Below are 24061 nucleotides of genomic sequence, written 5' to 3' on the forward strand. Positions count from 1 at the left end.
GGGCACTACGGGAGCTTCTCTTGCTTGAAACAGCGATTCGGACAGGTTTGTCGCGGCACCTTAAGCTGGTAGGTACCCTTTGGCAAGTAGTCCTTCGTGAATTCGGGGTTCAGCATCTTCAATTCAAGAAAATAGGTTCCGTATTCCTCAGCGATCGCCGTGAGGCGGCGTTGCGGCTCTTTGATGGTAACCGTCACCGTTTCTGTTTCAAGGGGAGGGTAGAGATCCTTCTTGGTCAGACCAAGATACTTCTCCGGCTGGGAATAGATCTCTTTCGCCGCAATAATGCGTGCCACATACCGCATGGTCTCTCGTGGGCCGTGCATGCGCCAGTAGTCATTGATCTTCTGTTCTTTGATCAATTTCCGCACGCGGTCTTCCCCGGCGTTGTAGGACGCCATCGCCAGGAACCAATCTCCCTGATACAGATCCCGCAGATACCGTAGATACTTGATGGCGGCTTCGGTGGACATTTCAAGATTGCGGCGTTCATCCAGCCAGCGTTCGTTATGGAGCTTATACCGTCGCCCTGTGGAATTAATGAACTGCCAGGGACCTGATGCCTTGGCCCGGGAATAGGCGGCCGCTATACACTTGCTCTCGACCAATAACATATATTTCAAGTCATCCGGCAATCCGGCCTCAGCCAACTGCTTTTCTGCCGGCGCAAAACATCGACCTGTCCGTTTCGCCAGAATGATACTTTCACCTTGATCCTCGAGGAACTGATAGAACTCGTACTCGATCCGCTCGCGTACCTGCCAGTTATCCAACGGAATCGCCTGCCCGGCGAACGTCAGCTTATCGGGCAACTTGAAGGAGCTGAGGAAGAAGCGCTCTCCCTCCCGTTTGATTTCGGGGAGGATGACCAGTCGATCTTCAAGCTCAGGCACCAACTCCGACTCGCCCGGCGGCGCGACCGGCACCTGATCAGACTCCTGGGCGTTCCGGCCCTCCTCCGCCTTAGCGCCGGTCAACGCGGCAGAACTCGAATCCGCCGATAAAACCGGCATGGCGGAAGACAGGCCGAACAGCATTGTGACGCACGCTAGAAATGCCTGAACACCCCGCTCTTTGTTCCACATGCCCCTGTCATCCTTTCGTCGCGACTGATGGCTCATGCTAGCAACAAGCTCGCCGTGGGACAAGCATCTCCTGGTTTTGGTACACTTCGCGCCTATGTCCGCCCTGACAATGCTCAACAACGAGATCGTCGCCTGCACGTGCTGTCCCCGACTGGTTGCCTACCGAGAAGCTGTTGCCAGGGATAAACGACGCCAATTCCGCGAGTGGTCCTATTGGGGTAAGCCGGTCCCTGGATTCGGAGATTCCAACGCCAGGCTCTATATCTTGGGCCTCGCGCCCGCGGCACATGGGGGGAACCGAACCGGACGCGTATTTACCGGAGACCGTAGTGGGGATTGGCTGTATGAAGCGTTGCACCGGTTCGGGTTCGCCAACCAGGCGACATCCGTACATGCGGGTGACGGCCTCACTCTCACCGACTGCTATATCGGCGCGACCGTTCGGTGCGCGCCTCCGGCAAACAAGCCGACGCCGGATGAATTCACGGCCTGCCGGCCATTTGTCCTGCGCGAACTACGGCTATTGAAGCGAATGCGTGTGATCGTCACCTTGGGCAAGATTGCATTCGATCACTATCTCAAGGCGAGCCGTGAATTGGGGCTAGGAACTCCCGGGCTACGCCCTCAATTTGGACACGGAGTCGTCTACGACTTACCTTGGGGCGTGACCTTGATCGGCTCATACCATCCCAGCCAGCAAAACACGTTCACCGGCAAGTTGACTCGACCAATGTTCCATCGCATTTTTCTCAAGGCCCAGCAGAAACTCGCCGAGGCACCATTGCGCGATTAGCCGCTTCGAGAGTCTATTTCTTTCCCATTGCATCCCAATCGGCCAGAAACTTCTTCAGCCCACTGTCAGTCAGCGGATGCTTCACAAGCTGCTGAAACACGGCGTAAGGCATCGTACAAATGTGCCCCCCGGCCAACGCTGCTTCGACGACGTGCTGCGGATGCCGGACGCTCGCGACGAGGACCTGCGTTTTATAATCGTAGTTCTTATAAATCGTGACGATCTGGCGAATCAGTGCCATTCCATCCGAACTCACGTCGTCGAGACGACCGATGAATGGCGAGACACACCACGCGCCCGCCTTCGCGGCCAGCAAGGCCTGCGTCGGGGAGAAGCACAAGGTGACATTCACACGAATCCCCTCTGCCGCAAGCTTCTTTGTGGCCCGAAGACCTTCCGGGATAAGGGGAACCTTCACCACGATATTCTTGTGAACCTTGGCCAGATCTCGCCCTTCCTTGATCATGGCCTCGGATTCGACACCAACCACCTCTGCGCTGATCGGGCCATCGACCATCTTACAGATTTCGAGAAGCATCTCCTTGAAACTGCGCCCTTCCTTGGCAACAAGAGATGGATTAGTTGTCACACCGTCGATGAGGCCCAGGTTGGCACCCTCTTGGATTTCTTTCACATTGGCCGTATCAAGATAGATTTGCATTTGAAGATCCTTTCCTCGCTCTGAGCATTCGAACCCACTTTTCCTCAAGTTATTGTAGAAGCAACTCGATACCAAGGCAATAAGTCAGGGCTGCCGTGCTAGACTTGTTTGACAGATGAGAATGGTGAACGCTAAGATTTTCTCCGCAATAGACAATAATGTCGCGCTTCACACCCCTGATTCAGGAGGACAACCTGTATGCGCAAATCCGCGTGGCTTATAGCGATCGCCCTCCTGTCCGGAGCCTGCAGTCACAATCCATACCTAGATGCCTCTCTCACTCGCTATCAAGGAAAAGATCGTGCGTGGATTGAAAAGGAATTGGGCGCTCCTGATGCCAAGACGTCCCGATTTTTCGGTGGAGAGAAGTGGACCTACAATCGAATTGCGGGGGGGAAGGCAGGACCGCCGCTATTTAATTTTAAAGCAAACGAATGTCAGTTGATCCTGTTTTTTAATAAGGACGAAATGGTCTCTGACTCTAGCTATTCCGGCTGCTAGCTAGAAAGTTGCTTCTGAAATGTATCGGCGCAACTACGACTGCAGAAATAATAGGTCTGCCCTCCAATCTCCTCTCTCACCGCATTGCCACGAGGGATGAAGACACGGCACACCGGGTCTTGAATCATTTGATTTCCAGCCGCCTGCTCTTCTTGAAGGCTCACCGCCCCGCCATCCTCTTTCATTTTTCTAATTGCCCTGCGAAGCAGGTAGTAGAGGAGCACGAGCAAACCGGAAACCAGCAATAATCTATACATGGTAGTGCATCCTGCCAGCGCCACTAAATATTAGGCCATCGTCCATGACGTGAAAACAGCGACGAACCCTACCCCGCCATCTTACTAGCATGGAACAATCCCGTAAGGGGCAATCTTAGGACCAAATGGCCCAGATGCTTTTGTGTCTATGAGGGGCCTTTTCCCATCCTTATACAGTACTTCAGATGGATGGTTTATCCTACAGCGCAATGTTATAAGCCAGGAATGCATAAATGTGACAAATGCCGCGGAACAATGTTGCCGGAACGGGCGGTTGACCTGAATGCTGGCTTGGCGATCACAGTCCTTGCGTGCCTCAACTGTGGCCGACGAAAAGCAGCTGACGCAGAACCGAGACCGATCACGTCACGACATTAACCCGTCGCAATAATAATCCTTCACAGGACGCTCACATGCGTTGAGCCGAAGTTGGTTTACCCCAACTTCCTCTGGCATTTTGTCCACTCTGGACTTGATGCCCCTCTCATCGCAGAGCAATCCTCCACTTTATCCTACTAGCCAATGCGTTGAGCTAACTGCCAGGTCCGCCCAGCTTTTCTATCCAATCCCCAAGATTTTACGTTTCTACATATTCACGCAGTGATCCCAGCAACAAACGAATTCTCATATCAGGAGCACAAAATCATTCCAGGCGTCTTGGAATGAAAAAGAGGTAGCCTCGGAGGGATTTTTTACTTGAGGCTCAATACATCCAGCATGTCATAGAGACCGGGTGGCTGCTTCACAACCCAGCGGGCGGCACGGAGGGCTCCTCTGGCAAATGTGTCCCGGCTACTCGCACGATGAGTGAGCTCAATTCGTTCGCCCATCGTTCCAAATATCACGGTATGGTCTCCGACGATGTCTCCGGCTCGAATGGTCTGAATTCCGATTTCGCCCCTCTTCCGCTCACCGATAAGTCCTTTTCGCGCATAAACGCCGACTTGACCAAGGTCTCGATTGACTGCGCGAGCCAAGACCTCCGCCATTTTGAGTGCAGTACCACTCGGTGCATCCTTCTTCAGGCGGTGATGGGCTTCGATCACTTCAATATCGTAGTCCTCCCCGAGGGTCTTGGCCATTTCGGCGATCACCTTGTAAATCACATTAACCCCCACACTCATATTGGGGGAAAACACGCAAGGGATCTGCTTACTCACACTTCGGAGCTCATCTAACTCTGACGATGAAAACCCGGTTGTCCCAACCACAATGCCACGTCGGTGCTGCGCCACAATCTTCAAATGCCCAAGAGTTGCCGCAGGCGTTGTAAAATCCACCACGACCTCCCCACGCTCCATCAAACTGGAAAGATCGTCGACGATCGGCACACCTGTTCGCCCACAACCAGCCACTTCACCGGAGTCTTCCCCCACAGCATGATGCCCCTTGCCCTCCACAGCTCCTGCAAGGGTCAAGAATGCAGAATCTTTTACCAAGGACACGAGGCGAGAACCCATCCGTCCCGCAGCACCAGTAATAACAACCTTGATCATGGCAACAACCTTTACCAGCAGCAGACCGACTACACCAGCCCGGCCTCTTTCATCACATGCAGAAGTTTTTCTCTATTGTCGGTTCCCATCGGGCACAGCGGCAGCCGCATCTCACGGTCGATCTTGCCCATCATATGCAGCGCTTCTTTCACAGGAATGGGGTTGGTTTCATAAAAGAGGGCCGTAAACAGCGGATAGAGCCGGTAGTGCATCGCCCGCGCATCATCAACTCGACCGGCTAAAAATGCATTGACCAACTCGGCCATATCACTGGGCACCAGATTGGCCGTCACCGTGATCACTCCCTTGCCACCCACTGCCATCATCGGCAGGGTCAACGCGTCATCTCCCGCCAGCACGGTCAGACGCTCCCCGCAAAGCTGTATGATTTCGGATGCCTGCTGAACCGAGCCGCTTCCTTCTTTAATGGCAACAATCGTTGGGCACACCGTCAATCGTGAGATGGTGCTTGGCATCATATTTACGCCGGTTCGCCCAGGAATGTTATAGAGAACAAGGGGTAAATCGACTGCCTCCGCGACCGCCTTGTAGTGCAGAAACAGCCCTTCCTGCGTAGGCTTATTGTAATAAGGCGTGATCAGCAGTGCGCCATCGGCCCCCGCCGCTTTCGCGTGCTTGGTCAGAGCAATCGCTTCCTGAGTGCTATTTGATCCCGTTCCCGCGATCACCGGGACTCGTCGTCTGGCAACTTCGACCGTAAACGCCACCACACGATCGTGCTCGGCATGTGTCAACGTGGCAGACTCGCCGGTAGTGCCGCAGGGGACAATCCCTTGCGTACCGCTGGTAATCTGCCATTCGATGAGGTCCCCGAGGGACTTTTCATCGAGCTTACCGTTCTTAAACGGCGTCACAATGGCGACCAGAGATCCTGTGAACATGGGAGGCTCCATAAGGAAGACAGTAAATACTGAAACCTAGGAAAGAAACGCCGGTATCTGCTCGCCATGCACCAGGTCGTCGTAACTCTCTCGCGCTCGAATTATATGGATCTGTCCCTCATGAACCAGCACCTCCGGCACACGAGGTCGCGAATTATAATTCGAGGACATGACAAACCCATAGGCGCCCGCACTCATCACGGCCATGAGATCTCCGGCATTCATTTCCGGCATCACCCGATCTTTCGCCAAAAAATCGCCGGACTCGCACACGGGCCCGACCACATCCACAGTCTGCTTCGCCGCACGCGCGACGTTTTCATAGACCGGCCTTATATCATGATGTGCATCGTACAGGCTGGGGCGAATCAGGTCGTTCATCGCCGCATCCACGATCAGAAACCGTTTGGTTTCGCCGTCCTTCGTGTACAACACCTTCGTGAGCAACACGCCGGCATTCCCGACAATCACGCGACCAGGCTCCATGATCAGGATACACTTCAGGTCACGCACAAGCGGGAAAATCGCCGCCGCCAAATCTTTCGGTTCCGGAGGGGTTTCATCTGAATACGTAATCCCCAGGCCACCGCCGATGTTCAGATAACGAATAGGAATTCCCTGCTCGGCCAGGGTCTGCACCATCGCCAACACTTTCTTCAGCGACTCGACGAAGGGGGCCACTTGCGTCAATTGCGACCCGATATGTGCGTGCAAACCCACCACCTCGATGTGGCTGAACGTTGCGGCTGCCTTGAACTCTTCGATGGCACGATCCGCCGCGATCCCGAATTTGCTCTTCTTCAAACCCGTGGAAATATAGGGATGCGTTTTGGGATCGATGTCCGGATTGATGCGCAACGCCACGCGCGCCTTGACGCCCATGGACGCCGCGACATCATTGATGGCCTGCAGCTCCGCAGACGATTCCACATTGAACATGAGAATATCCGCCTTCAAGGCGTCGCGGATTTCCTCCGCTTTTTTCCCAACGCCGGCGAACACGATCTTGGCGGGAGACACCCCTGCTTTCAGCGCACGAAATAGTTCTCCGCCCGACACGATATCGACGCCACTCCCTTCCTTGGCCATCAGACGAAGCACCGCCAAATTGGAATTGGCCTTCATGGCAAAGGCGACAATGTGAGGAATGTTCTGAAAGGCACTATCGTAGACACGGAAGTGCCGGACGAGTGTGTGGTGGCTATACACGTAACAAGGGGTCCCCACCTCTTTTGCAATGCGCGAGAGCGGCACATCCTCGCAATAGAGCTCACCTTCCCGATACTGAAAGTCATTCATGGTGGTCATCCTCGATCAACAATTCTATACCCGCCTCGGAGAATCCGTCCAATAGCCACAACGCCAACCGGTCGAAACCACGACCACAACCTCGACTCACGTCTATCGCGTGCCCATCGTCCTCAGTGGCGGAGTCGGCAACGGGTCGGGATCCGGAGGAATCGGGGCTTCTTCAACGGTCACTGCACTCGGCGCGCTGGGCCTGGAAGCAGATCCCCACACATTCGCGCCTGGCGCTAACAGCCCTTCACGTCTCAACTGCCGCTCAATCACCGGTGCCACACCGACGTCTTCAGGGGGGATCGGCGCACCCAATACCCCGCATCCGCCCAGTCCCACAACAATCCACACTGCACCGACGGCACCACCCCTGACTCCCGGGCCACAGGCCCTGACGAGCCTCATCCCTTCAACGCCTTCTCAAGCTCCTTGATCCGTGCCTCCACACGCCGTCTCGCCGTGCCGCCGATCTGACCTTTCCGGTCGATGGCGCCCCGCACGGTGAGGCAACTCAGGACGTCCTCACCGAAATGGGCGGAGAAACCTCGCAAGTCTTTCAAGGTCAACTGCTGAAGGGGCCGCTGCTGCTCGAGTGAGAATCGCACAATCTGGCCGGTAATGGAATGGGCCTCCCGGAACGGGACCCCCTTCGTCACCAGGTAGTCCGCCAACTCCGTCGCCAGCATTCCGCCACCTTCGGCCGCTTCAGCCAGGACGGTCTTATTGACCACCAGCCTCCGCATCAACTCCGTGCAAAGCGCCAACGATTGCCCCGTCGTATCCACCGCGTCGAACAACGCTTCTTTATCTTCCTGAAGATCGCGATTGTAACTCAGTGGCAATCCCTTCAGCAGCGTCAGGGTACCCATCAAGTGTCCATAGACTCGACCCGTTTTCCCACGCACCAACTCCGGCACGTCCGGATTCTTCTTTTGCGGCATCATACTGCTGCCGGTGCAGAAGGTATCGGGCAGATCCACGTAACGAAATTCCTGCGACGCCCAGAGAATCAATTCTTCGCTCAAGCGTGAGAGGTGCATCATAATCAGCGACAAGGCACTGAGTGTCTCCACCACCGCGTCACGATCCGAGACGGCATCGAGGCTATTCTGCGTCACCGCAGGGAATTCCAGCAGTGCAGCTGTATATCGACGGTCGACCGGGTAGTTCGATCCCGCCAACGCCCCCGACCCCAGCGGCATCACATCGAGCCGTTGCCGACAGTCGTGAAGCCGACCCCGGTCACGATCGAACATTTCTACATAGGCCAGGAAATGATGCGCCAGCAGCACCGGCTGAGCACGCTGCAAATGTGTATACCCGGGCATGACGACATCCAGATGCGCCCGGGCCTGCCCCACGAGGACTCGACGGAATTCCTGCAATTGACCCATCAGCGTCGAAAGCACATCGCGCAAAAATAGACGCAGATCCAGAGCCACCTGATCGTTGCGGCTTCGACCCGTGTGCAGCTTTCCACCCAGCGGGCCGATCAACTCAGTCAAGCGGCGCTCGATCGCCATATGGATATCTTCGTCCTGCGGCGAGAAGGGAAACCGCCCGCCATCCAACTCCACCTTGACGAATTGCAGTCCCCGCACGAGCTGCGCCGACTCACGGGCAGTGAGCACCCCCGCGCGCTCGAGCGTCCTGCAATGGGCGATGCTGCCTTGAATGTCGTAGGGATAGAGCCGACGATCACAGGCCAGGGAGGAGGTGAACTGCTCCACCAACCGATCGGTTTGTTCGGCAAACCGGCCGCCCCAGGCCTTGCCTTTGGGCAAGGCACGACGGGACCGTTGCGGAGCAGTGACAGATTTGCGGGCACGCGCGCCGGCAGATTGGGACTTCGCCATTACCGCGTCGACCTCTTCTTGCGCTGGGCCCGAATCGCCAACCGGAGCGCGCTCAGACGAATAAACCCTTCCGCATCCTTCTGACGATACACGTCGTCTTCTTCGAACGTCGCCATGTCCAGCCGATAGAGCGAGCGCGGAGACTTCCGCCCGACCACCGTGCAGGTCCCTTTGTAGAGCTTCACTCGAACGGTGCCCGTAACATCCTTCTGAGCTTCGTCGAGCGCGACCTGGAGCATTTCCCGCTCCGGAGCATACCAATATCCGTAGTAAATGAGCTCGGCATAGCGGGGGATCAGACTATCCCGCAGATGCAGCACTTCCCGGTCCATCGTGAGTGACTCCAGGCCTCGATGGGCCGCATGCAGAATCGTGCCTCCGGGCGTTTCGTACACTCCGCGTGATTTCATCCCGACATAGCGGTTTTCGACGAGATCGACGCGACCGACACCATGCTCGCCGCCCAATTTATTGAGATGGGCCAGCAAGGCGGCCGGGCTCATCTTCTTGCCGTCCACCGCCACCGGATTGCCCGCCACATAGTCGATCTCGACTTCTCGGGCCTTGTTCGGCGCCCGCTCCGGCGAGACCGACATCACGAAAATCTCTTCAGGGGGGGCCTTCCAGGGATCCTCCAAAATGCCGCCCTCATAACTCGTGTGGAACAGGTTCATGTCCATGCTGTAGGGTTTCGCCTTAGTGGCCGTGACCGGAATGCCGTGCTTCTCCGCGTACTCGATCAACTCACGCCGCGAGCGCATGGTCCATTCCCGCCAGGGCGCAATGATCTTGATCTGCGGATGCAACGCCATATAGGTCAATTCGAAGCGGACCTGATCGTTACCCTTGCCGGTCGCGCCGTGACAGACCGCCTCGGCGCCTTCATCGGCCGCAATTTCAATTTGGCGCCGCGCAATCAAGGGACGGGCGATCGAGGTGCCCAGCAGGTAGCTACCTTCATAGATCGCATTCCCGCGCAACATTGGGAACACATGGTCCTTGACGAACACCTCGCGGAGATCCTCCACGTAGACTTTCTTCACGCCCAGGGACTGCGCCTTCTTTTTGATGGCCTTCAGATCTTCGCCCTGCCCCAGGTCGGCACAAAACGCGATGACTTCGCAGCCATAGACCTCTTCCAGCCACTTCAGAATCACCGACGTGTCCAGGCCCCCCGAATAGGCCAATACCACTTTTTTGTACGATGACCGACTCATACGACTCCCTTTCACTTACGTGCTCCGTACAGGTTTCTTTCCGAGGAGCCTGACCAGAATGGCCTTCTGCATGTGCAATCGGTTCTCGGCTTGATCGAACACCACCGACTGCGGTCCATCCAACACCTCGGCACTGATTTCCTCACCGCGATGAGCCGGCAGACAATGCATGACCAGCGCATCCGGCTTCGCGCATTTCAATAGTCGCGCATTGAGCTGATAGGGCGCCAGGATCTTGAGACGCTTGGCTTGCTCCCGCTCCTGCCCCATGCTGATCCAGACGTCGGTATACACCACATCCGCATCTTTCACGGCCACAAACGGATCGGCGCCGATTTCAATCACCGCACCGGTCTGCCGGGCTTCCTCCCGGGCTCGATCCACAATGCCCCGATCCGGCTGATATCCGAGCGGGCAACCGACGGCGATCGTCATCCCCATCTTCGCCGCCGCCTCGATCAGAGAATTCGTCACGTTGTTGCCGTCGCCGACATACGCGATCTTGATGCCTTTCAGCCGCCGTTTCTTTTCCTGAATGGTCAACAGGTCGGACAGGGCCTGGCAGGGGTGATTCAAGTCGGTCAGCCCGTTGATGACGGGAATGCTCGCCTCGCGGGCCCATTCTTCGGCAATCGCGTGATCAAAGGTGCGCAGGACAATTGCATCCAGATACCGAGACAGGACATGCGCCGTGTCGGCGACACTCTCGCCGCGCGACAACTGGATATCGCCCATGGGCAACACCATCGCCTGCCCACCGAGCTGATTCATCCCGGCCTCGAACGACACCCGCGTCCGGGTCGAAGGCTTCTGAAACAGCAGGCCCAACATGCGGCCCTGCAGCAGAGGATGGGACACCCCGCGACGCTGCTTCACTTTCAGTTGCGCAGCCAGGCGCAACAACCCCGTGAGCTCTGCGACGGGGATCGAGAGCAGTTCCAGAAAATCTTTCCCGAGACCGGCCCGGGAGGATGACCGATGCGGACGCCGCGACATACGCGCCCCTACAGGATTAATGGTGGCTTGATGTAGTTCGCTGACTCAACACCTGCGCAAGCGCGACCAGCAAGCGATCGATCTCGCGCTCCGTGATGATGAGTGGGGGAACGAAGCGCAGAACCCGATCGCCGGTGCAATTGATCAACAATCCGCGCGCCAGGCAATCGGCGACAACAGCTTTCCCATCGATATCCAATTCCACGCCTTGCAACAGACCAAGTCCGCGCACGTCCTTCACGCAACGATGCCGGTCCTTCAGAACAGCCAACCCTTTGGCCAACGTCTCACCCATGCGCCGTCCCTGGTCCAGAATCTTCCCTTCCAGCAGCACTCGCAATACCGCCAGCGCGGCCGCACAGGCCAGAGGATTACCGCCAAAGGTCGAGGCGTGGGTTCCAGGAGAGAAGGCCTGCGCCACAGTGTCCGTCGCTAGACAGGCCCCGATCGGGACACCACCGCCCAGCCCCTTCGCCAGGGTCATGATGTCCGGCTGCATACCGAACTGCTCGTAGCAAAAAAGCGTGCCCGTGCGCCCCATGCCGGTTTGCACTTCATCGAAAATCAGCAACACATCGCGCTCCCGGCAGAGGTCGCGCAAGCCCTGCATATAGCCCCGATCGGCCACATGCACTCCGCCTTCAGCCTGAATGGGCTCCAACAGGACGGCGGCGGTTTTCGATGTGATCGCGCGCTCGACTTCCGAGAGATCGTTGAACGTCACATGCGAAAACCCCGGCATGAGCGGAGCGAATCCCTTCTGCACCTTCTCCTGACCGGTGGCGGTCAAGGTGGCCATGGTGCGCCCGTGAAAGGAGTTCGTCATCGTGACGATCTCGTAGCGGTCTGCTCCGTACTTATCGTACGAATACTTTCGGGCCAACTTGATCGCCGCTTCGTTCGCTTCCGCGCCGCTGTTACAGAAGAAGACTTTCTGCGCAAACGAATGTTCGACCAGGGTCTGAGCAAGCCGCACCTGCGGCTCGGTATAATAAAGGTTCGATGTGTGGATCAGGTGCTGCACCTGTTTTTGAATCGCCAGCACCAGGTCCGGATGTCCATGACCGAGGAGATTGACCGCAATGCCGGCCACAAAGTCGATGTACTCCCGGCCTTCCAGGTCGTAGACCTTCGAGCCACGTCCCCGCACGATCGAAATCGGCTGGCGCGTATAGGTGTTCATCAAGTACTGTTCGGCATTGAGACGCAACTCACCCGTCGGCATGGCACACCTCTCCCATCGTGAGTCGGCGAAGCTACCATAGGGCACAGGTGAAAGCAACCGAACGCACGCCTGTCAGCAGCTCCTGGCGCGGCCGGCGGTCTGTTTCGAACCCTGCCGCTTACGGAGGGCCGCCCTTGACGGGGAGAGACGGCGGATGGGATAAGGTGACCGTATGAAATCCTGTTCACAATGCCGACAAGAAAACCGGGACGATGCCCGCTTTTGCCACCAATGCGGCGGCGCCTTCGCCGTTGAAAGCCAGGAAACTGTGGTGGAGGCGGACTCGGCACCTTCGCCGCAGACGGATGCAGAGCTCTGGAAAGCCTTCATCGGCCCCAATGCCGACCGCTACCTGGAGACCTTCAAGAAATTCACGGGGCCGTCCGGGCCCAAATTCGCCTTGACCTGGCACTGGCCAGCCTTCGTCTTTGAGCCCTTCCTCTGGTTTCTCTACCGGAAGATGTACGTCTACGCGCTGATCTATGCCATCGGCCCGGCGATGGCGTTCTATATCACCCAGGACCTCTCCGCCGACCTCATCTGGCGTGTCATTGCAGGCGCCAGCGCCAACTATATCTATTTCTGGCATGCCAAGGAACAGCTCGCCAAGATCAAAGGCGAACGGGCCACGGGTGGAGAAGCCAGACAGCAGATGTTGGGAGAATTAGGCGGCGTGCAGCCGTACGTCGTGTGGGTCGGCGTCGGCCTCCTGGTCCTGAAGATCGGCCTGGTCGTCGCCATGTTCAAGGACGGACCGCCTGACGGGTCGAAGAATCCTCCCGCCAAACCCCACCCCGCCAGCGTCACGCACGTCTAGCAAAACAACGTTCACAAGTCGGCTCCAGCTTTCTGACAACAGCTGTCACAAATCTGAGGCGCCTATTTCAGGCGGGATAAGAAGCTCAACGGATCTTTTACAAACTGAAAGGCAGTGGATTCCCGGATTTCATCTTTCAAAGCCGACAAACCAGGCTCTATCACCTTCCCGCCTTCACTGATGAGCCAGCACTGAAGATCGCGTGAAAACTGCACTGCAGTCTCCAGCAACTCAATCGTTGTCTCCCTCAAGTCAAAACGGAATTGGACTTCTACAAGAGACTCACCCTCTCGCAAAATCGTTAAACACGACGTCTCAAGGCTACCAAGCACCTCAAGATCCTTCGACCATGTCTTCCCAGACGGAAGCATCTTTTCCACATCGCGCAACAGCGTAACGGGTAGCCGCTGATCCTTCCACCACACAACGGACTCTCGCTGCTCTTCAGTGAGAACCATCCCTGCACGCAACGAGTTCGCCTCTGCGACCGCCTTCGGCACTAACTCGATTTGAAATTGCCAGACAGCCATTACCTAACCCGAACCCTCGGGGGCGGAATCCACCCTCCAGCTCGACTCATGAAACACCGGCCTTCGCTATTCGGACAGACGCTGCCGCTGCCACTCGATCCAGGATACGAACCAGTCGAAATCCTGCTGGTAGGCGGCTCCACTCAGATCAGGCGCGGCCTGGGTCTGCTCCAGTTGCGTGTAGGTGCGCGGCCAGTTCTTTTGCCACCAGGACTTGAGCTCGTCCGGGCCGTAGGGCTGCCCGTTGGGGTTGGTGATGCCGGCTGCCGCGCAGAGCCCGGCCACAAGCGGCCAGTAGCGATCCTTGCCAAGACCGACGCTCCGGAAATGTTCGCGAAGCAGGAAGACCACCCAGAGTTCGGCGCTGTTCTTCTTGTTATGCTTGAAAGGCTGCGTTTGTCGCAGTGGAACCGGGTCGAAGGTTTTGATGACCGACGTGTAATCCGGACCTCCGTAGCTCCCCGCCGACTCGGCAATCCCCTGCAGCATGTTGGCGAGTTCCACCTCGACGACCGGCGAGCGGGCCGGGCTGTGGTCAGGGCCTCCGGTACTCAACGGATTGGCCACCGTCAGCAATTCGATCAACGGCTTGAGCTCACGCAACCGAACGGCGGCGGCTTTGAGAATCTGCTCGGACTCGAGCCAGTAATCCGGATCGCCCTTGGAGGCCCGTTCCCGACCGGGCGGCGGCAACACCACGGGAATCCAGTAGCGCACCAGCACAAAGAGGACGTATTCAACCTCGCCACCGGCCTGCGCGACACCAGCCAGCGCCTGACTGACCCCGAGCGCCCGCCGAAAAAAGGCTTCGACCCTGTCTTCAACCTGCAGGCGCCGTCCCATTGCGCGCCACCACTCCTGCAATGGGGTCCAGCCTGAGGGGGAACGTTCCGTCATCGATGCGCTCCGGCGTGAGGAGAAACCGGCGGCATGGTACTGGCTGCCTCATCTGATTGCAACTCAGCATGACGGAGCCACGGCGCACTTCCGTGGGCTCATCCCGCTTGACAGGGCGAAGGGGAAATCGCATAAGCTGTCCTGAAACCGTTCTATCCTTTCGGACAAGGAGACGAGGCACGATGAGCAAATTGGTTCTCATTCGTCATGGCGAGTCGCAGTGGAATCTTGAAAACCGCTTCACCGGCTGGGTGGATGTCCCCCTCTCCCCGAAAGGTATCGAAGAGGCGAAGGCGGCAGGAAAAAAACTGGCGGGGTTCACATTCGATCGCGCCTTTTCGTCCGTGCTGGCCCGTGCCAACGAAACGTTGCGCCTCGTCCTCGAAGGGATCGGACAGACCGGGATTCCCATAGAAAAAGACAAGGCGCTGAACGAGCGCATGTACGGAGAGCTGCAGGGGCTCAACAAAGCCGAAACGGCCAAGAAGTTCGGGGATGAGCAGGTGAAAATCTGGCGCCGGAGCTACGATGTACGGCCACCGGGCGGAGAAAGCTTGAAAGACACAGCGGAGCGGGTGCTCCCCTACTACGACAGCCGCATCAAGCCCTACGTGCTCAAAGGAGAAACGATCCTCATCGCCGCCCATGGAAACAGCCTGCGAGCGCTGGTGATGCAGCTCGAGCAGCTGACCCGGGAGCAGGTCCTGGAACTCAACATTCCAACCGGAGCCCCGCTGCTCTATGAGCTCGACAACAACGGGAAGGTGCTGTCACACCGGTATCTCTAACAGGAAACAGGAGGGCGCGGCCGACAGCCTACACGCACTGGCTCAGCAACTCCTGGTACTTATCCAAGGGCACCAGATCAGGCAGGAGCACGAGCAACTTCGGCCGATCCTCCGGTTGAATCAAACATTGATTTTCGAGCAGATCTGAGATTTCCTCGGAGGCGGCCATGGCGCCGCCTTCGTAATCCCCCACCGGCGCATAGAGTGCGCGCCGTTCTTCCATTTCGACCAGGTAGTCCTCCCACTTCACCGACTCAAGCTTGAACGTCGCAGCCCAATCCGCCTGAATCAATTCCAGCACCCGCTGAAACAGGACCTCGCGGTACTTCCGTGGAATGTGGGCATTGACGGCCGCATGAACCCAGTAGAGCGTGAAAGAGAGGAGCTCTCGCGTCATCGTCTCCTCATGTTCTTCCTGGCCCTCGATGCCATATTCGCTCAACAGCTCAACGGAAACCCGGCGTGGAATCAGTTTGTACAAGGCGTCGGCAACTTCGGCCGGCGTCATGGCTCCTTTTGGCATACTCATCCTCCCGAAAGGGAACCCAGCATACTGGAGCCCCGCGCGCATTGACAACCCTGGACGGTGAACTGCCACGCGGCGTCGATTGCTTGTCCGCCGGAAGGGCCTATGCTACATAAAGCCTCATCACCGTGAGACGCAGAACCATGACACCTATGCGACCTGTTCGAGCACTGTTCATCGGCCTCGCCTTCCTCGGCATCCTCTGGGCTGCACCGACCACAGCAGCAGAGGTGCAGGAGCCACGCTGGGGCTTCAGCACCGATCTTGGCCTCTGGAGCGGCACCACCAACGACACCACCTTCGCACTCGGCTTCGGGCTCGATTACTACATGGACCAGAACTTTTCGTTCGGCGGGATGGCGCTCTTCACGCCGGTCGGGGACCTGACACAGATCGGCATCGCGGGAGTCGCGAAGTATCATCTTCGCCTGAATAGCGGATTCAATCTGGTGCCGTTCGCCGGACTAGGCATTCTCCACGCGGACCTCAACCGAGGCAGCGGCGCCACCAAAGTTGATCGCAACGACACCAGCCACTTTATTCCCCTCGGCATGTCGCTGGAATATCAGGTCGGTCCCAAAATCGCCTTCTCGACCACCCTCATGGTAAACCTGCACCACATCACCCTCTCGCCACCCGTCGCCAACGACAACACCAGCGTGGCACTCCTCTTCGGTATCCGCTGGGGGCCGTAACGAGGCCACAGTGAACGACAGCTCCGGCGAACTGCACTGAGCATGTCGAAAATTTGAGTACCGCGAGAACGGCGCCAGAAGCACATCCAGCACTTCAGTTTCGGACTCCACCGCCGCTCAAACGGATTTCCAGCGAGGCCGCAACGAAGCGAGGAGGCGAGGCGTACCCTTGCGGTACATTGAGCCCCGGAGCGAGACGAGAACGAAGATGGGGAACCGCTTCAGCGGCTGTCAAGCGGCTTGGGCGGGGCGCCACCGCAACCCCACATGCAACAATTCCTGCAGCAGGTCTTTGTAGGCGAGGTCAGCTTTTTCGGCCGAGTCGGCAAAATCTTCGCCGGTGGCGATCTGAGGATTGGGATTCGCTTCGAGCACGTAGACGTTACCGTCTTTGTCCATCCGCATATCGATGCGAGCGTAACCACTCAGCCCCAATGCACGATAGACGCGCTTGGCCAGGTGCTGAATATGGTCGACGACTCCGTCCGGGAGGTTCCTCGCTTCGCACGAGCAGATGCCGTACTTGTCCTGGTACTTGCGGCTCCACTTCACTCGCTCCGTCGCGATGCGGCGGGCCTCATCCGGCATCTTGTCCATCACGAGTTCCCAGACCGGAAACACTTGCAGGTGCGCATTGCCCATCACCCCGACATAGAGCTCGCGTCCTTCGATGTACCGCTCGATGAGGGCTCCAGTGCCGACATTGTCGTGGATGAATGCCACCCGTTCCCGCAACTTCTCATCGTCATCGACAATCGAGGCCTGCGAAATCCCCAGCGATGCCTCTTCGCTGATCGACTTCACGATCAATGGGAAGGGCAGGTATTTGGGTCGCCGCACCATGCGATGCAGGGGCACGACCATGAATTCAGGGTATGGAATACGATGGTACGACATCACCTGCTTCGCCAGCGCCTTGTCGCGCGCAAGCATGAGGCCGCGTGGATTGCAGCCGGTGTAGGGAATGCGCATCAATTCGAGATAGGACACCACGTTCTGGTCGTAGACCGCCCGCCCGTCGAACTCCTCCAGTAAATTGAACGCAATGTGGGGCTTCCAATCCTCGACGGCCGCACGAATCACTTCCAGATCGCTCTTGACCCCGAGCGGCTGGACATCATGGCCGAGTTTCCGGAGGGTGGAGACCACATCGTACTCAGTCTTCCAGGCCGCGCCTTCAAGGTCCTGCCCGTTCAGTTGATCGGGAGGCACAAGATCCTTGTGCATCAAAACAAGCACGCGCAATCGTCTCATAGTGCCACCTTGTGCCGGCCGCTGTGCAGATAGTTCATGGTCTGCACCGTCAGGAGAATCGCAAAATCCAGCTTGGCCTGCTCTTTATGCTGGGTCAGGTGTAATTTCGACGCCTGACATCGTTCGATCATGCCTTCCAACACCTGATCGATGGTGTACTGATATTCGCCGGTCCATTCAGCGACCCGGCGACGGATTTCTTTTCTGGTCCGACGGAGAAACTCGGCAGCGCTGGGATTTTTGGCATGGGTCGGCCCGTCGGAAAACAGCTTCTTCAGATCCGTATCGTACGACGGCGTGCGGCCGATCCCGTAGTGCTTCCGCTTTTCCTCGTAGTGATCCCGGAGGGTCTTATAGATGCGCGGGAGCGGATCCAGCAGTTGCCGTCCGGTGACGACCGGTGTCGTACCCGCCAATTCGCCCATGAGTCGGTCCATGAAATCCAGCTTCTTTATCACCGGCCAGCCTCGATACCGCTCCTTCCAGAGCGAGTGCGGATCGAGCCACACGGCAAAGGTTTCCGCGAAGTCTTCATCCGGATGGCTCTGGGCATACCAAACATCCAGGTGGCGCACGAAACTCCGGCTATAAGGGCGCGGCGTGTAATACTCGGGATAGGGCTGGGACGAACGTCCGAAGAGTTTCTGGCGACGACGACGACGACGAAGCAGGTAGGCGTTTTCAATGGCATGGCCGGCCTCGTGCCGGAGGATCCGCATGCACCAGTCCCTGGTGCCGCCTTCCACTTCCAACATCTGACTCGCTTCCAGTTTTGTCAGCCGGGGATGCGCAAGATAAAACGGCACGGCAATTCCAGGCACACCATCCGGCGTGAACCATTCGTCCGAGATCCAGAAGTGTGGCCGGAAGGTGAGCCTGCGCGTCTCCAACTCACGAGCGAGTTGTGCCATGGGCTCTTGATAGAAGGTCCCTTCGAGGCGCAGGTCCAGATCGCACATGCGCAGATCGAGGAGCTGTTCGTCGGTCCACTCCGCCCAAACCGGAACAGGATCGGTCGCGCCGAGCCCTTGTCCGCGATGATTCTTTGTCCGCCCCATCGTTCAGCCACCAAAAAGCCCCGTTCGGCGCCGTTTTGTTCTGTTTCAACTATAGCAGCTCATGGAAATTATGCAGGGCGGTCTCCTTCGACCAACGATGCAACACTCAGGGAAAACCCGCAGGCGGTTAGCGATGCGAACCGGCCGGTTCTTTGTGGACACAGAGGCTGCCGGTTACGGATTACAGGGCGGGCTCACGATTGAGCAGATGGGGAACTCCGCCCCAGATGTGGTCGATGACAAACTGCAGATAGTCACGCGATTGATCCGGTTGTTCCCGCCAGTCGGGGATGATCTCATGCACGTCCAGAATCGGCTGATCGATTCCGTAACATAGGTGATTGAAGAGAGGGACTTCTCGACCGAATTCCCCGCGAATCCACGCCTGATGGTTCCTGCCCATGGCAATGACGACGGCGGTCTCCTCGGTCAAGTCGCGCGTCAGCTTCCGTTGACGGTGGCGGGACGGATCGACCCCCTTCTCACGAAGGCCGGCCAGGACCACGGGATGGATCTCCTGCGGTAACGCCTCGATGCCGGCGGATCCGATCAGGTACCCGACCCGCGAGCCGAGCTGAGCCTTCAACGCATATTCGGCCACGAGGCTTCTGAAAATATTGCCCGAACACACGAACAGAATCGACGTCATCGCCTCAGCCTGTCAGTCTGAATGCCCCTGTTCACGGCTATCCCAATCACGGCCCCGGTTGCGCTACAATGCCGGGCCATGCAGAGCACAACCACCCCACCATCCCCAGGCACCGCACAGCCGACCAGGCACTCCAACGAGATCGAACGCGTGCACACCCGCCTCTGCCGCCTGGTGGGACAAGCCATTGCCGACTACCGCATGATCGAGGAAGGCGACAAGGTCATGGTCTGCCTTTCCGGCGGGAAAGACAGTTACGGGCTCCTGGAGATCCTGCTGTCGATCCGCAGCCGTGCGCCGATCCATTTCGACATCATTGCCGTCAACCTGGATCAGAAGCAACCGGGGTTCCCCGCCCATGTCCTTCCGGAATACCTGACCAGGCGCGGCGTGCCCTTCCATATCGAAACGCGCGATACCTACTCCGTCGTCAAACGCCTCATCCCCGAAGGCCAGACCACCTGCTCACTCTGCTCGCGCCTCCGTCGCGGCCATCTCTACCGGCTGGCCACGGAACTGGGCGCCACCAAGATTGCCCTTGGCCATCACCGCAATGACATTCTGGAAACGCTGCTGCTGAATCTGTTGTTCACCGGCAAGATGAAGGCCATGCCGCCCAAGCTGCGTTCGAAAAGCGGCCGCCATGTAGTCATTCGCCCCCTGGCCTATGTGAAGGAAGCCGATCTGGCGCGGTACGCCGCCTTGCTCCAGTTCCCGATCATCCCCTGCGACCTCTGCGGCTCACAGGAGGACCTCAAGCGGAAGCAGGTCAAAACCTTACTGCAGGACTGGGATAAACGGTTCCCCGGTTCCAACGACAGCATGTTCGCCGCCCTCGGCAATATCGCACCGTCGCTGCTGTTGGATCGAACCCTATTCGACTTCTCATCCCTCAAGGCAGATGCCTCCCCAACAGAACCAGCCGCGAGTGATTCTGAAGACGATTTGCTCTAGCCCGACGCGCTGCTGCCTATAGCAGGCTGTGGGAAAACTCGGTTGGCATGCGAACACTCAGATGGTCCACATCGAGTGGCATAGCAGAAGAATACCCCGCAAGATGCGCAAAATGGCCGTCCAGCGTTGAGCCTCTATGCGATGCGAGAACGCCGTTGGCGGAATTTTTCCGCATCCTGCTAGACAGACCGGCGGATGCGAAACATCTCTAGAAGGGATTGCCGGAGCAGTACCGGAAGTCAGACACGCTGGCGGAGATGGGTGCGACGGCCGCATCGCAAACATCGATAAGGATAGTAGCCGATCAGGAAGAAGAAAAAATCCAACAGGCCCTGGCGGCGGGAACGTTTCGTATAACCTGAACATTTGCCGCAATACGACATCGTACACTCTCACTTGTTGAACATCCGGTCCACTGCTTCCAACGGCCGGGATTGGAAGGAAATATCCTACTGAAACATCCTAGGGCCATGCAAGTCTAGTTTGCACGACGTGTCCGTCGTCACTCGGCCACGGGAGTCGTCTCAACGTGACACAATTGCTGTCGGTCGATCAGGTGCGCAGACGTGCCAGGCAAGGAAGTGTGCCGGACTCAGACCGGCTAGGTTCGACGGCGGAGACGAAACCGGTAGACGCAAATGGTGCAGCGAAATGGATAGAACCCGATGAGATGCATGAAAAAATCCCGCCAACCATGACGGGTCACTCGCTTAGCCTCACCTGAACACATTGGACAATAGACCATGGACTCTTGCGGCGCGCCTTTCTCCGTCGCATCGGGTAAGATGACCGAGGTGCGCGGGGACGTGAGTGTGAATCAGTTTGCTACGGGGACGCAAGTCCCATCGAAGGAGGCCGGCCGGCGACATGAAGCGGTCCACACCATCCCGCCGGCCTGCAGCCGAGCCCCCGCTGTGGTCGATCGCGGCCGCAGCCGGCGTGATCATCCTCACCCCGATGTTGCTGTATTCCCTTGCGCCTGAAGGGCCGATTCGCGAAGGTGATACCGTCTTCTCCAGCGGAGCCCACAAGGTATCGCTCTTTGAACCTGACCGCTACCGGCAGGCCGGCTACGAGGCGACCTGCATGCTCGATCCGAAAGACCCGCTCATTGTGACCCATTCCCCCTCAGAAGATGAGTCGGGCGAGGTGATCATCGCCCAGGTCCAAGGCAAAAGCACCATCGAGTGGCCGTTTTGCCCGCCGCAAGCGGAACTTCTCGTCAAACGACACCACATCACCCAACAGCCCAGCATCCTTCAGGACATACGTGACGGACTGCTGCGCCTGTTCAAACCTTCGTAGCGACAGAACCCTCCCCGCCCGGCGTTACGCCTTGAGCAACGACGCATAGTGCTGACGAAACTTGGCCACTTTGGGTCCGACGACGTAGGCGCAGTAGCCCTCAAACGGATTCCGTGCAAAATACTCCTGGTGATAGGCTTCGGCCTCATACCACCGGGTCGCCGGCACCACTTCGGTCACAATCGGATTGGGATAGACGCGCTCCCGCGTGACGGCAGCAATCACCTCCTGAGCAATCTGCTGCTGCTCCGGGGAATGGTAAAAAATTCCGGATCGATACTGCGTGCCGATATCGTTGCCCTGCCGATTGCGCGTCGTCGGATCATGAATCACGAAAAATACGTTCAAGAGATCACGATACGTCACCAACCGCGGATCGAACGTGATCCGCACGGCCTCCGCATGCCCCGTGTGCCCACCACACACCTGCTCATATGTGGGGGCATCCACCTGCCCGCCGATATATCCCGACTCGACCGACCGCACCCCGTTCACCTGGTCGTATACGGCTTCAAGACACCAGAAACAGCCCCCTGCCAATGTGGCGATGTCCGTCGTTTCCTGCCCCATGTCCCACCTCGTCGTTGACTCGCACCGGCAGGCTAGGCCTGCCCTCCATTCCACCACTCCCGCCCTTCACGCTTCAACAAAGCCTCTGCCTCCGGTGGCCCCCAGCTTCCACTCGGGTAATTCGGGAACGACGCCGGTCCGGGAAGGGACTTCCACACGTCGAGAATCGTTTGCACGACAGCCCAGCCCAGTTCGATATTGTCCGCGCGCTGGAAGAGCGTCGCATCCCCGGCCATGGCATCGTGCAAGAGGGTCTCATAACCGGTCTGGGGGGCGTTGCCGAAATAGTCGGCATACTGAAAGTCCATGTCCACCGTGCCGATCCGGACCGTCGGTCCCGGCACCTTGGCATCGAAACGCAGGGAAATGCCTTCATCCGGCTGGATGCGGATCACGAGCACGTTCGGAACCAATCGATCCACCTGAGTTTTTCTAAACAACATGAACGGCGCCCGCTTAAACTGCACCACAATCTCCGTCAACCGCCTGGTCATCCGCTTCCCGGTCCGGAGATAAAACGGGACCCCGGCCCAGCGCCAGTTATCGATGAACAGCTTCATCGCCACATAGGTCTCGGTCATCGACTCGGACCCCACATGCGGCTCCGACCGATACCCCGTTACCGCCTTCCCGTCGGACGTGCCCGGGCCATACTGCCCGAACGAAACAAACCGCAGCACGTCCAGCGAACTCAGCGGGACAACCCCGCGCAACACCTTGGCCTTTTCGTCGCGTACGGCATCGGCGGCAAAGGAGTTGGGCGGTTCCATCGCCAGAAAGCAAAGCAGTTGCAGCAGGTGATTCGGCACCATATCCCGCAACGCGCCGGCCTGTTCATAATAGCGGCCCCGATGCTCCACCCCGAGACTCTCCGCCACGGTGATTTGCACATGGTCGATGTACTGGCGATTCCAGACCGGCTCGAAGATCCCGTTGGCAAACCGGAAGACCAGAATATTCTGCACCGTCTCTTTCCCGAGATAGTGATCGATCCGGTAGATCTGCCGTTCTTGCAAGACCCGTTGGAGCTCGTGGTTCAGCGCCCGCGCCGATTCCAGGTCATGTCCGAACGGTTTTTCGATGACGACGCGACGCCATGTGCCCTCACGTTCGACCGTCAGACCATACTCTCCCAGATGCGTCACGATTTGTCCGAACAGACCGGGAATGGTGGCCATGTAAAAAATATAGTTGCCCTGGGTACCCGAGGACGCATCGACCTGCTGCAGCAACTCGTTCAGCCGTCGATAGGTGGCGCCCTCTTGGAAATCCCCGGCCAGGTAATGCACGCGCTCCGACAACGCCTGCCAGACCGATCGATCCACGGTCGCCGGCAGATAGTCGCCCATCATCCGATCCAACTTCTCGCGAAACTCCGCCGTCGTCATCTCGGGACGGTCCAACCCTACGATGGCGAACCCCTCCGGCAAAAAATGGCCGGCCATGAGATTGTAGACCGCCGGAATCAGTTTTCGCTTCGCCAGGTCGCCATCGATCCCGAAGATGACCATGACGCAAGGAGTGCGCAGCTGGGGGAGGTCCATCAGAGGCTCCGCGCTCATCGCTCTGGCCGTTCAATCAGCATGGGGCATCCTGCCTGATCCCTGCTACAACCGCAACCTCCTCCGCGGGCTCATGACGGTTCTGCCATTTGAGTAGGCGCCCGGCCTGCCCCGTGATACTCATGGAAGGGACGACACACCTGACAACCGGACGGGCACCTCCAACAT

Annotated in this window: 25 protein-coding genes; 7 read left to right on the forward strand and 18 right to left on the reverse strand. The window is 58.0% G+C overall.

What is annotated here, in order from left to right; all coding sequences use genetic code 11:
• Positions 1 to 5 precede the first annotated feature (5 nt).
• Positions 6 to 1085 (reverse strand): lytic transglycosylase domain-containing protein, encoded by a 1080-nt coding sequence (locus tag NSND_RS11420; protein WP_159450758.1) that lies wholly within the window; start codon positions 1083 to 1085, stop codon positions 6 to 8.
• 94 nt (positions 1086 to 1179) lie between these two features.
• On the opposite strand from NSND_RS11420, the gene NSND_RS11425 reads away from it, so the two are divergent.
• Entirely contained in the window at positions 1180 to 1878 is a 699-nt protein-coding gene (locus NSND_RS11425; protein WP_080879130.1) for a uracil-DNA glycosylase, read from the forward strand.
• Between the two features lie 13 nt (positions 1879 to 1891).
• On the opposite strand, the gene fsa is transcribed toward NSND_RS11425, so the two are convergent.
• On the reverse strand, positions 1892 to 2539 hold the full coding sequence (fsa, locus tag NSND_RS11430; protein WP_080879131.1) for a fructose-6-phosphate aldolase: 648 nt from the start codon (positions 2537 to 2539) through the stop codon (positions 1892 to 1894).
• A gap of 198 nt (positions 2540 to 2737) precedes the next feature.
• On the opposite strand from fsa, the gene NSND_RS11435 reads away from it, so the two are divergent.
• Positions 2738 to 3040, forward strand: a complete 303-nt coding sequence (locus tag NSND_RS11435; RefSeq protein ID WP_080879132.1) for a hypothetical protein — start codon at positions 2738 to 2740, stop codon at positions 3038 to 3040.
• Here NSND_RS11435 and NSND_RS11440 read toward each other — a convergent pair.
• The 8 genes from NSND_RS11440 to NSND_RS11475 form a co-directional block, all read right to left on the reverse strand.
• Positions 3037 to 3297 (reverse strand): YHS domain-containing protein, encoded by a 261-nt coding sequence (locus NSND_RS11440; RefSeq protein ID WP_080879133.1) that lies wholly within the window; start codon positions 3295 to 3297, stop codon positions 3037 to 3039. The genes NSND_RS11435 and NSND_RS11440 overlap by 4 nt on opposite strands.
• 692 nt (positions 3298 to 3989) lie before the next feature.
• Complete coding sequence (dapB, locus tag NSND_RS11445) at positions 3990 to 4793, reverse strand: 4-hydroxy-tetrahydrodipicolinate reductase (protein WP_080879134.1); 804 nt, start codon at positions 4791 to 4793, stop codon at positions 3990 to 3992.
• A 29-nt stretch (positions 4794 to 4822) separates the two neighbouring features.
• Positions 4823 to 5695, reverse strand: a complete 873-nt coding sequence (dapA, locus tag NSND_RS11450) for a 4-hydroxy-tetrahydrodipicolinate synthase (RefSeq protein WP_080879135.1) — start codon at positions 5693 to 5695, stop codon at positions 4823 to 4825.
• A 36-nt stretch (positions 5696 to 5731) separates the two neighbouring features.
• On the reverse strand, positions 5732 to 6994 hold the full coding sequence (lysA, locus tag NSND_RS11455; protein WP_080879136.1) for a diaminopimelate decarboxylase: 1263 nt from the start codon (positions 6992 to 6994) through the stop codon (positions 5732 to 5734).
• Between the two features lie 401 nt (positions 6995 to 7395).
• Positions 7396 to 8850: an argininosuccinate lyase gene (gene argH / locus NSND_RS11460; RefSeq protein WP_143833521.1), complete on the reverse strand. Its 1455-nt coding sequence runs from the start codon at positions 8848 to 8850 to the stop codon at positions 7396 to 7398.
• Complete coding sequence (locus NSND_RS11465) at positions 8850 to 10067, reverse strand: argininosuccinate synthase (RefSeq protein ID WP_080879137.1); 1218 nt, start codon at positions 10065 to 10067, stop codon at positions 8850 to 8852. The genes argH and NSND_RS11465 overlap by 1 nt, the downstream gene beginning before the upstream one ends.
• Before the next feature lie 15 nt (positions 10068 to 10082).
• Positions 10083 to 11063 (reverse strand): ornithine carbamoyltransferase, encoded by a 981-nt coding sequence (argF, locus tag NSND_RS11470; RefSeq protein ID WP_080879138.1) that lies wholly within the window; start codon positions 11061 to 11063, stop codon positions 10083 to 10085.
• A 16-nt stretch (positions 11064 to 11079) separates the two neighbouring features.
• The gene (locus NSND_RS11475) at positions 11080 to 12288 is read right to left on the reverse strand and encodes an acetylornithine transaminase (RefSeq protein WP_080879139.1); all 1209 of its coding nucleotides are present in this window, start codon (positions 12286 to 12288) and stop codon (positions 11080 to 11082) included.
• A 172-nt stretch (positions 12289 to 12460) separates the two neighbouring features.
• Between NSND_RS11475 and NSND_RS11480 the strand changes: the two genes are divergently transcribed.
• Entirely contained in the window at positions 12461 to 13105 is a 645-nt protein-coding gene (locus NSND_RS11480) for a zinc-ribbon domain-containing protein (RefSeq protein ID WP_080879140.1), read from the forward strand.
• Positions 13106 to 13167: 62 nt separating this feature from the next.
• Here NSND_RS11480 and NSND_RS11485 read toward each other — a convergent pair whose 3' ends face one another.
• On the reverse strand, positions 13168 to 13635 hold the full coding sequence (locus NSND_RS11485) for a hypothetical protein (protein WP_080879141.1): 468 nt from the start codon (positions 13633 to 13635) through the stop codon (positions 13168 to 13170).
• Positions 13636 to 13701: 66 nt separating this feature from the next.
• Positions 13702 to 14532 (reverse strand): hypothetical protein, encoded by an 831-nt coding sequence (locus tag NSND_RS11490; RefSeq protein ID WP_143833522.1) that lies wholly within the window; start codon positions 14530 to 14532, stop codon positions 13702 to 13704.
• Between the two features lie 182 nt (positions 14533 to 14714).
• Here NSND_RS11490 and NSND_RS11495 point away from each other — a divergent pair, with 182 nt between their 5' ends.
• Complete coding sequence (locus NSND_RS11495; protein ID WP_080879143.1) at positions 14715 to 15320, forward strand: 2,3-bisphosphoglycerate-dependent phosphoglycerate mutase; 606 nt, start codon at positions 14715 to 14717, stop codon at positions 15318 to 15320.
• A 28-nt stretch (positions 15321 to 15348) separates the two neighbouring features.
• Here NSND_RS11495 and NSND_RS11500 read toward each other — a convergent pair whose 3' ends face one another.
• A complete protein-coding gene (locus NSND_RS11500; protein WP_143833523.1) occupies positions 15349 to 15843 on the reverse strand; it encodes a hypothetical protein in 495 nt (164 codons plus the stop codon).
• A 155-nt stretch (positions 15844 to 15998) separates the two neighbouring features.
• Between NSND_RS11500 and NSND_RS11505 the strand changes: the two genes are divergently transcribed.
• Positions 15999 to 16541, forward strand: coding sequence for an outer membrane beta-barrel protein (locus NSND_RS11505; RefSeq protein ID WP_080879145.1), 543 nt, complete (start codon positions 15999 to 16001; stop codon positions 16539 to 16541).
• Positions 16542 to 16772: 231 nt separating this feature from the next.
• On the opposite strand, the gene NSND_RS11510 is transcribed toward NSND_RS11505, so the two are convergent.
• From NSND_RS11510 to NSND_RS11520, 3 genes are all read right to left on the reverse strand, one after another.
• Entirely contained in the window at positions 16773 to 17795 is a 1023-nt protein-coding gene (locus NSND_RS11510) for a D-alanine--D-alanine ligase family protein (protein ID WP_080879146.1), read from the reverse strand.
• Positions 17792 to 18853 (reverse strand): putative zinc-binding metallopeptidase, encoded by a 1062-nt coding sequence (locus NSND_RS11515; protein ID WP_080879147.1) that lies wholly within the window; start codon positions 18851 to 18853, stop codon positions 17792 to 17794. The genes NSND_RS11510 and NSND_RS11515 overlap by 4 nt, the downstream gene beginning before the upstream one ends.
• A gap of 181 nt (positions 18854 to 19034) precedes the next feature.
• On the reverse strand, positions 19035 to 19502 hold the full coding sequence (locus NSND_RS11520) for an arsenate-mycothiol transferase ArsC (RefSeq protein ID WP_080879148.1): 468 nt from the start codon (positions 19500 to 19502) through the stop codon (positions 19035 to 19037).
• Positions 19503 to 19580: 78 nt separating this feature from the next.
• On the opposite strand from NSND_RS11520, the gene ttcA reads away from it, so the two are divergent.
• Entirely contained in the window at positions 19581 to 20456 is an 876-nt protein-coding gene (gene ttcA / locus NSND_RS11525; RefSeq protein WP_080879149.1) for a tRNA 2-thiocytidine(32) synthetase TtcA, read from the forward strand.
• Positions 20457 to 21323: 867 nt separating this feature from the next.
• Positions 21324 to 21761, forward strand: a complete 438-nt coding sequence (locus NSND_RS11530; protein WP_080879150.1) for a hypothetical protein — start codon at positions 21324 to 21326, stop codon at positions 21759 to 21761.
• Between the two features lie 24 nt (positions 21762 to 21785).
• Here the strand turns inward: NSND_RS11530 and msrA are convergent, their stop codons facing one another.
• Positions 21786 to 22331 carry a peptide-methionine (S)-S-oxide reductase MsrA gene (msrA, locus tag NSND_RS11535; protein WP_080879151.1) on the reverse strand — a complete coding sequence of 182 codons (546 nt, stop codon included), beginning with the start codon at positions 22329 to 22331 and terminating at the stop codon, positions 21786 to 21788.
• Between the two features lie 32 nt (positions 22332 to 22363).
• Entirely contained in the window at positions 22364 to 23875 is a 1512-nt protein-coding gene (gene zwf / locus NSND_RS11540) for a glucose-6-phosphate dehydrogenase (RefSeq protein WP_235000232.1), read from the reverse strand.
• Positions 23876 to 24061: the final 186 nt, after the last annotated feature.

Source organism: Nitrospira sp. ND1 (assembly GCF_900170025.1).
Lineage (GTDB): Bacteria > Nitrospirota > Nitrospiria > Nitrospirales > Nitrospiraceae > Nitrospira_A.

Excerpts from the sequence above, each read along its gene's own strand:
- NSND_RS11420 (WP_159450758.1), bottom strand. The coding sequence starts at position 1,085 with ATGTGGAACAAAGAGCGGGGTGTTCAGGCATTTCTAGCGTGCGTCACA.
- NSND_RS11425 (WP_080879130.1), top strand. The coding sequence starts at position 1,180 with ATGTCCGCCCTGACAATGCTCAACAACGAGATCGTCGCCTGCACGTGC.
- fsa (WP_080879131.1), bottom strand. The coding sequence starts at position 2,539 with ATGCAAATCTATCTTGATACGGCCAATGTGAAAGAAATCCAAGAGGGT.
- NSND_RS11435 (WP_080879132.1), top strand. The coding sequence starts at position 2,738 with ATGCGCAAATCCGCGTGGCTTATAGCGATCGCCCTCCTGTCCGGAGCC.
- NSND_RS11440 (WP_080879133.1), bottom strand. The coding sequence starts at position 3,297 with ATGTATAGATTATTGCTGGTTTCCGGTTTGCTCGTGCTCCTCTACTAC.
- dapB (WP_080879134.1), bottom strand. The coding sequence starts at position 4,793 with ATGATCAAGGTTGTTATTACTGGTGCTGCGGGACGGATGGGTTCTCGC.
- dapA (WP_080879135.1), bottom strand. The coding sequence starts at position 5,695 with ATGTTCACAGGATCTCTGGTCGCCATTGTGACGCCGTTTAAGAACGGT.
- lysA (WP_080879136.1), bottom strand. The coding sequence starts at position 6,994 with ATGAATGACTTTCAGTATCGGGAAGGTGAGCTCTATTGCGAGGATGTG.
- argH (WP_143833521.1), bottom strand. The coding sequence starts at position 8,850 with ATGGCGAAGTCCCAATCTGCCGGCGCGCGTGCCCGCAAATCTGTCACT.
- NSND_RS11465 (WP_080879137.1), bottom strand. The coding sequence starts at position 10,067 with ATGAGTCGGTCATCGTACAAAAAAGTGGTATTGGCCTATTCGGGGGGC.
- argF (WP_080879138.1), bottom strand. The coding sequence starts at position 11,063 with ATGTCGCGGCGTCCGCATCGGTCATCCTCCCGGGCCGGTCTCGGGAAA.
- NSND_RS11475 (WP_080879139.1), bottom strand. The coding sequence starts at position 12,288 with ATGCCGACGGGTGAGTTGCGTCTCAATGCCGAACAGTACTTGATGAAC.
- NSND_RS11480 (WP_080879140.1), top strand. The coding sequence starts at position 12,461 with ATGAAATCCTGTTCACAATGCCGACAAGAAAACCGGGACGATGCCCGC.
- NSND_RS11485 (WP_080879141.1), bottom strand. The coding sequence starts at position 13,635 with ATGGCTGTCTGGCAATTTCAAATCGAGTTAGTGCCGAAGGCGGTCGCA.
- NSND_RS11490 (WP_143833522.1), bottom strand. The coding sequence starts at position 14,532 with ATGACGGAACGTTCCCCCTCAGGCTGGACCCCATTGCAGGAGTGGTGG.
- NSND_RS11495 (WP_080879143.1), top strand. The coding sequence starts at position 14,715 with ATGAGCAAATTGGTTCTCATTCGTCATGGCGAGTCGCAGTGGAATCTT.
- NSND_RS11500 (WP_143833523.1), bottom strand. The coding sequence starts at position 15,843 with ATGCCAAAAGGAGCCATGACGCCGGCCGAAGTTGCCGACGCCTTGTAC.
- NSND_RS11505 (WP_080879145.1), top strand. The coding sequence starts at position 15,999 with ATGCGACCTGTTCGAGCACTGTTCATCGGCCTCGCCTTCCTCGGCATC.
- NSND_RS11510 (WP_080879146.1), bottom strand. The coding sequence starts at position 17,795 with ATGAGACGATTGCGCGTGCTTGTTTTGATGCACAAGGATCTTGTGCCT.
- NSND_RS11515 (WP_080879147.1), bottom strand. The coding sequence starts at position 18,853 with ATGGGGCGGACAAAGAATCATCGCGGACAAGGGCTCGGCGCGACCGAT.
- NSND_RS11520 (WP_080879148.1), bottom strand. The coding sequence starts at position 19,502 with ATGACGTCGATTCTGTTCGTGTGTTCGGGCAATATTTTCAGAAGCCTC.
- ttcA (WP_080879149.1), top strand. The coding sequence starts at position 19,581 with ATGCAGAGCACAACCACCCCACCATCCCCAGGCACCGCACAGCCGACC.
- NSND_RS11530 (WP_080879150.1), top strand. The coding sequence starts at position 21,324 with ATGAAGCGGTCCACACCATCCCGCCGGCCTGCAGCCGAGCCCCCGCTG.
- msrA (WP_080879151.1), bottom strand. The coding sequence starts at position 22,331 with ATGGGGCAGGAAACGACGGACATCGCCACATTGGCAGGGGGCTGTTTC.
- zwf (WP_235000232.1), bottom strand. The coding sequence starts at position 23,875 with ATGGACCTCCCCCAGCTGCGCACTCCTTGCGTCATGGTCATCTTCGGG.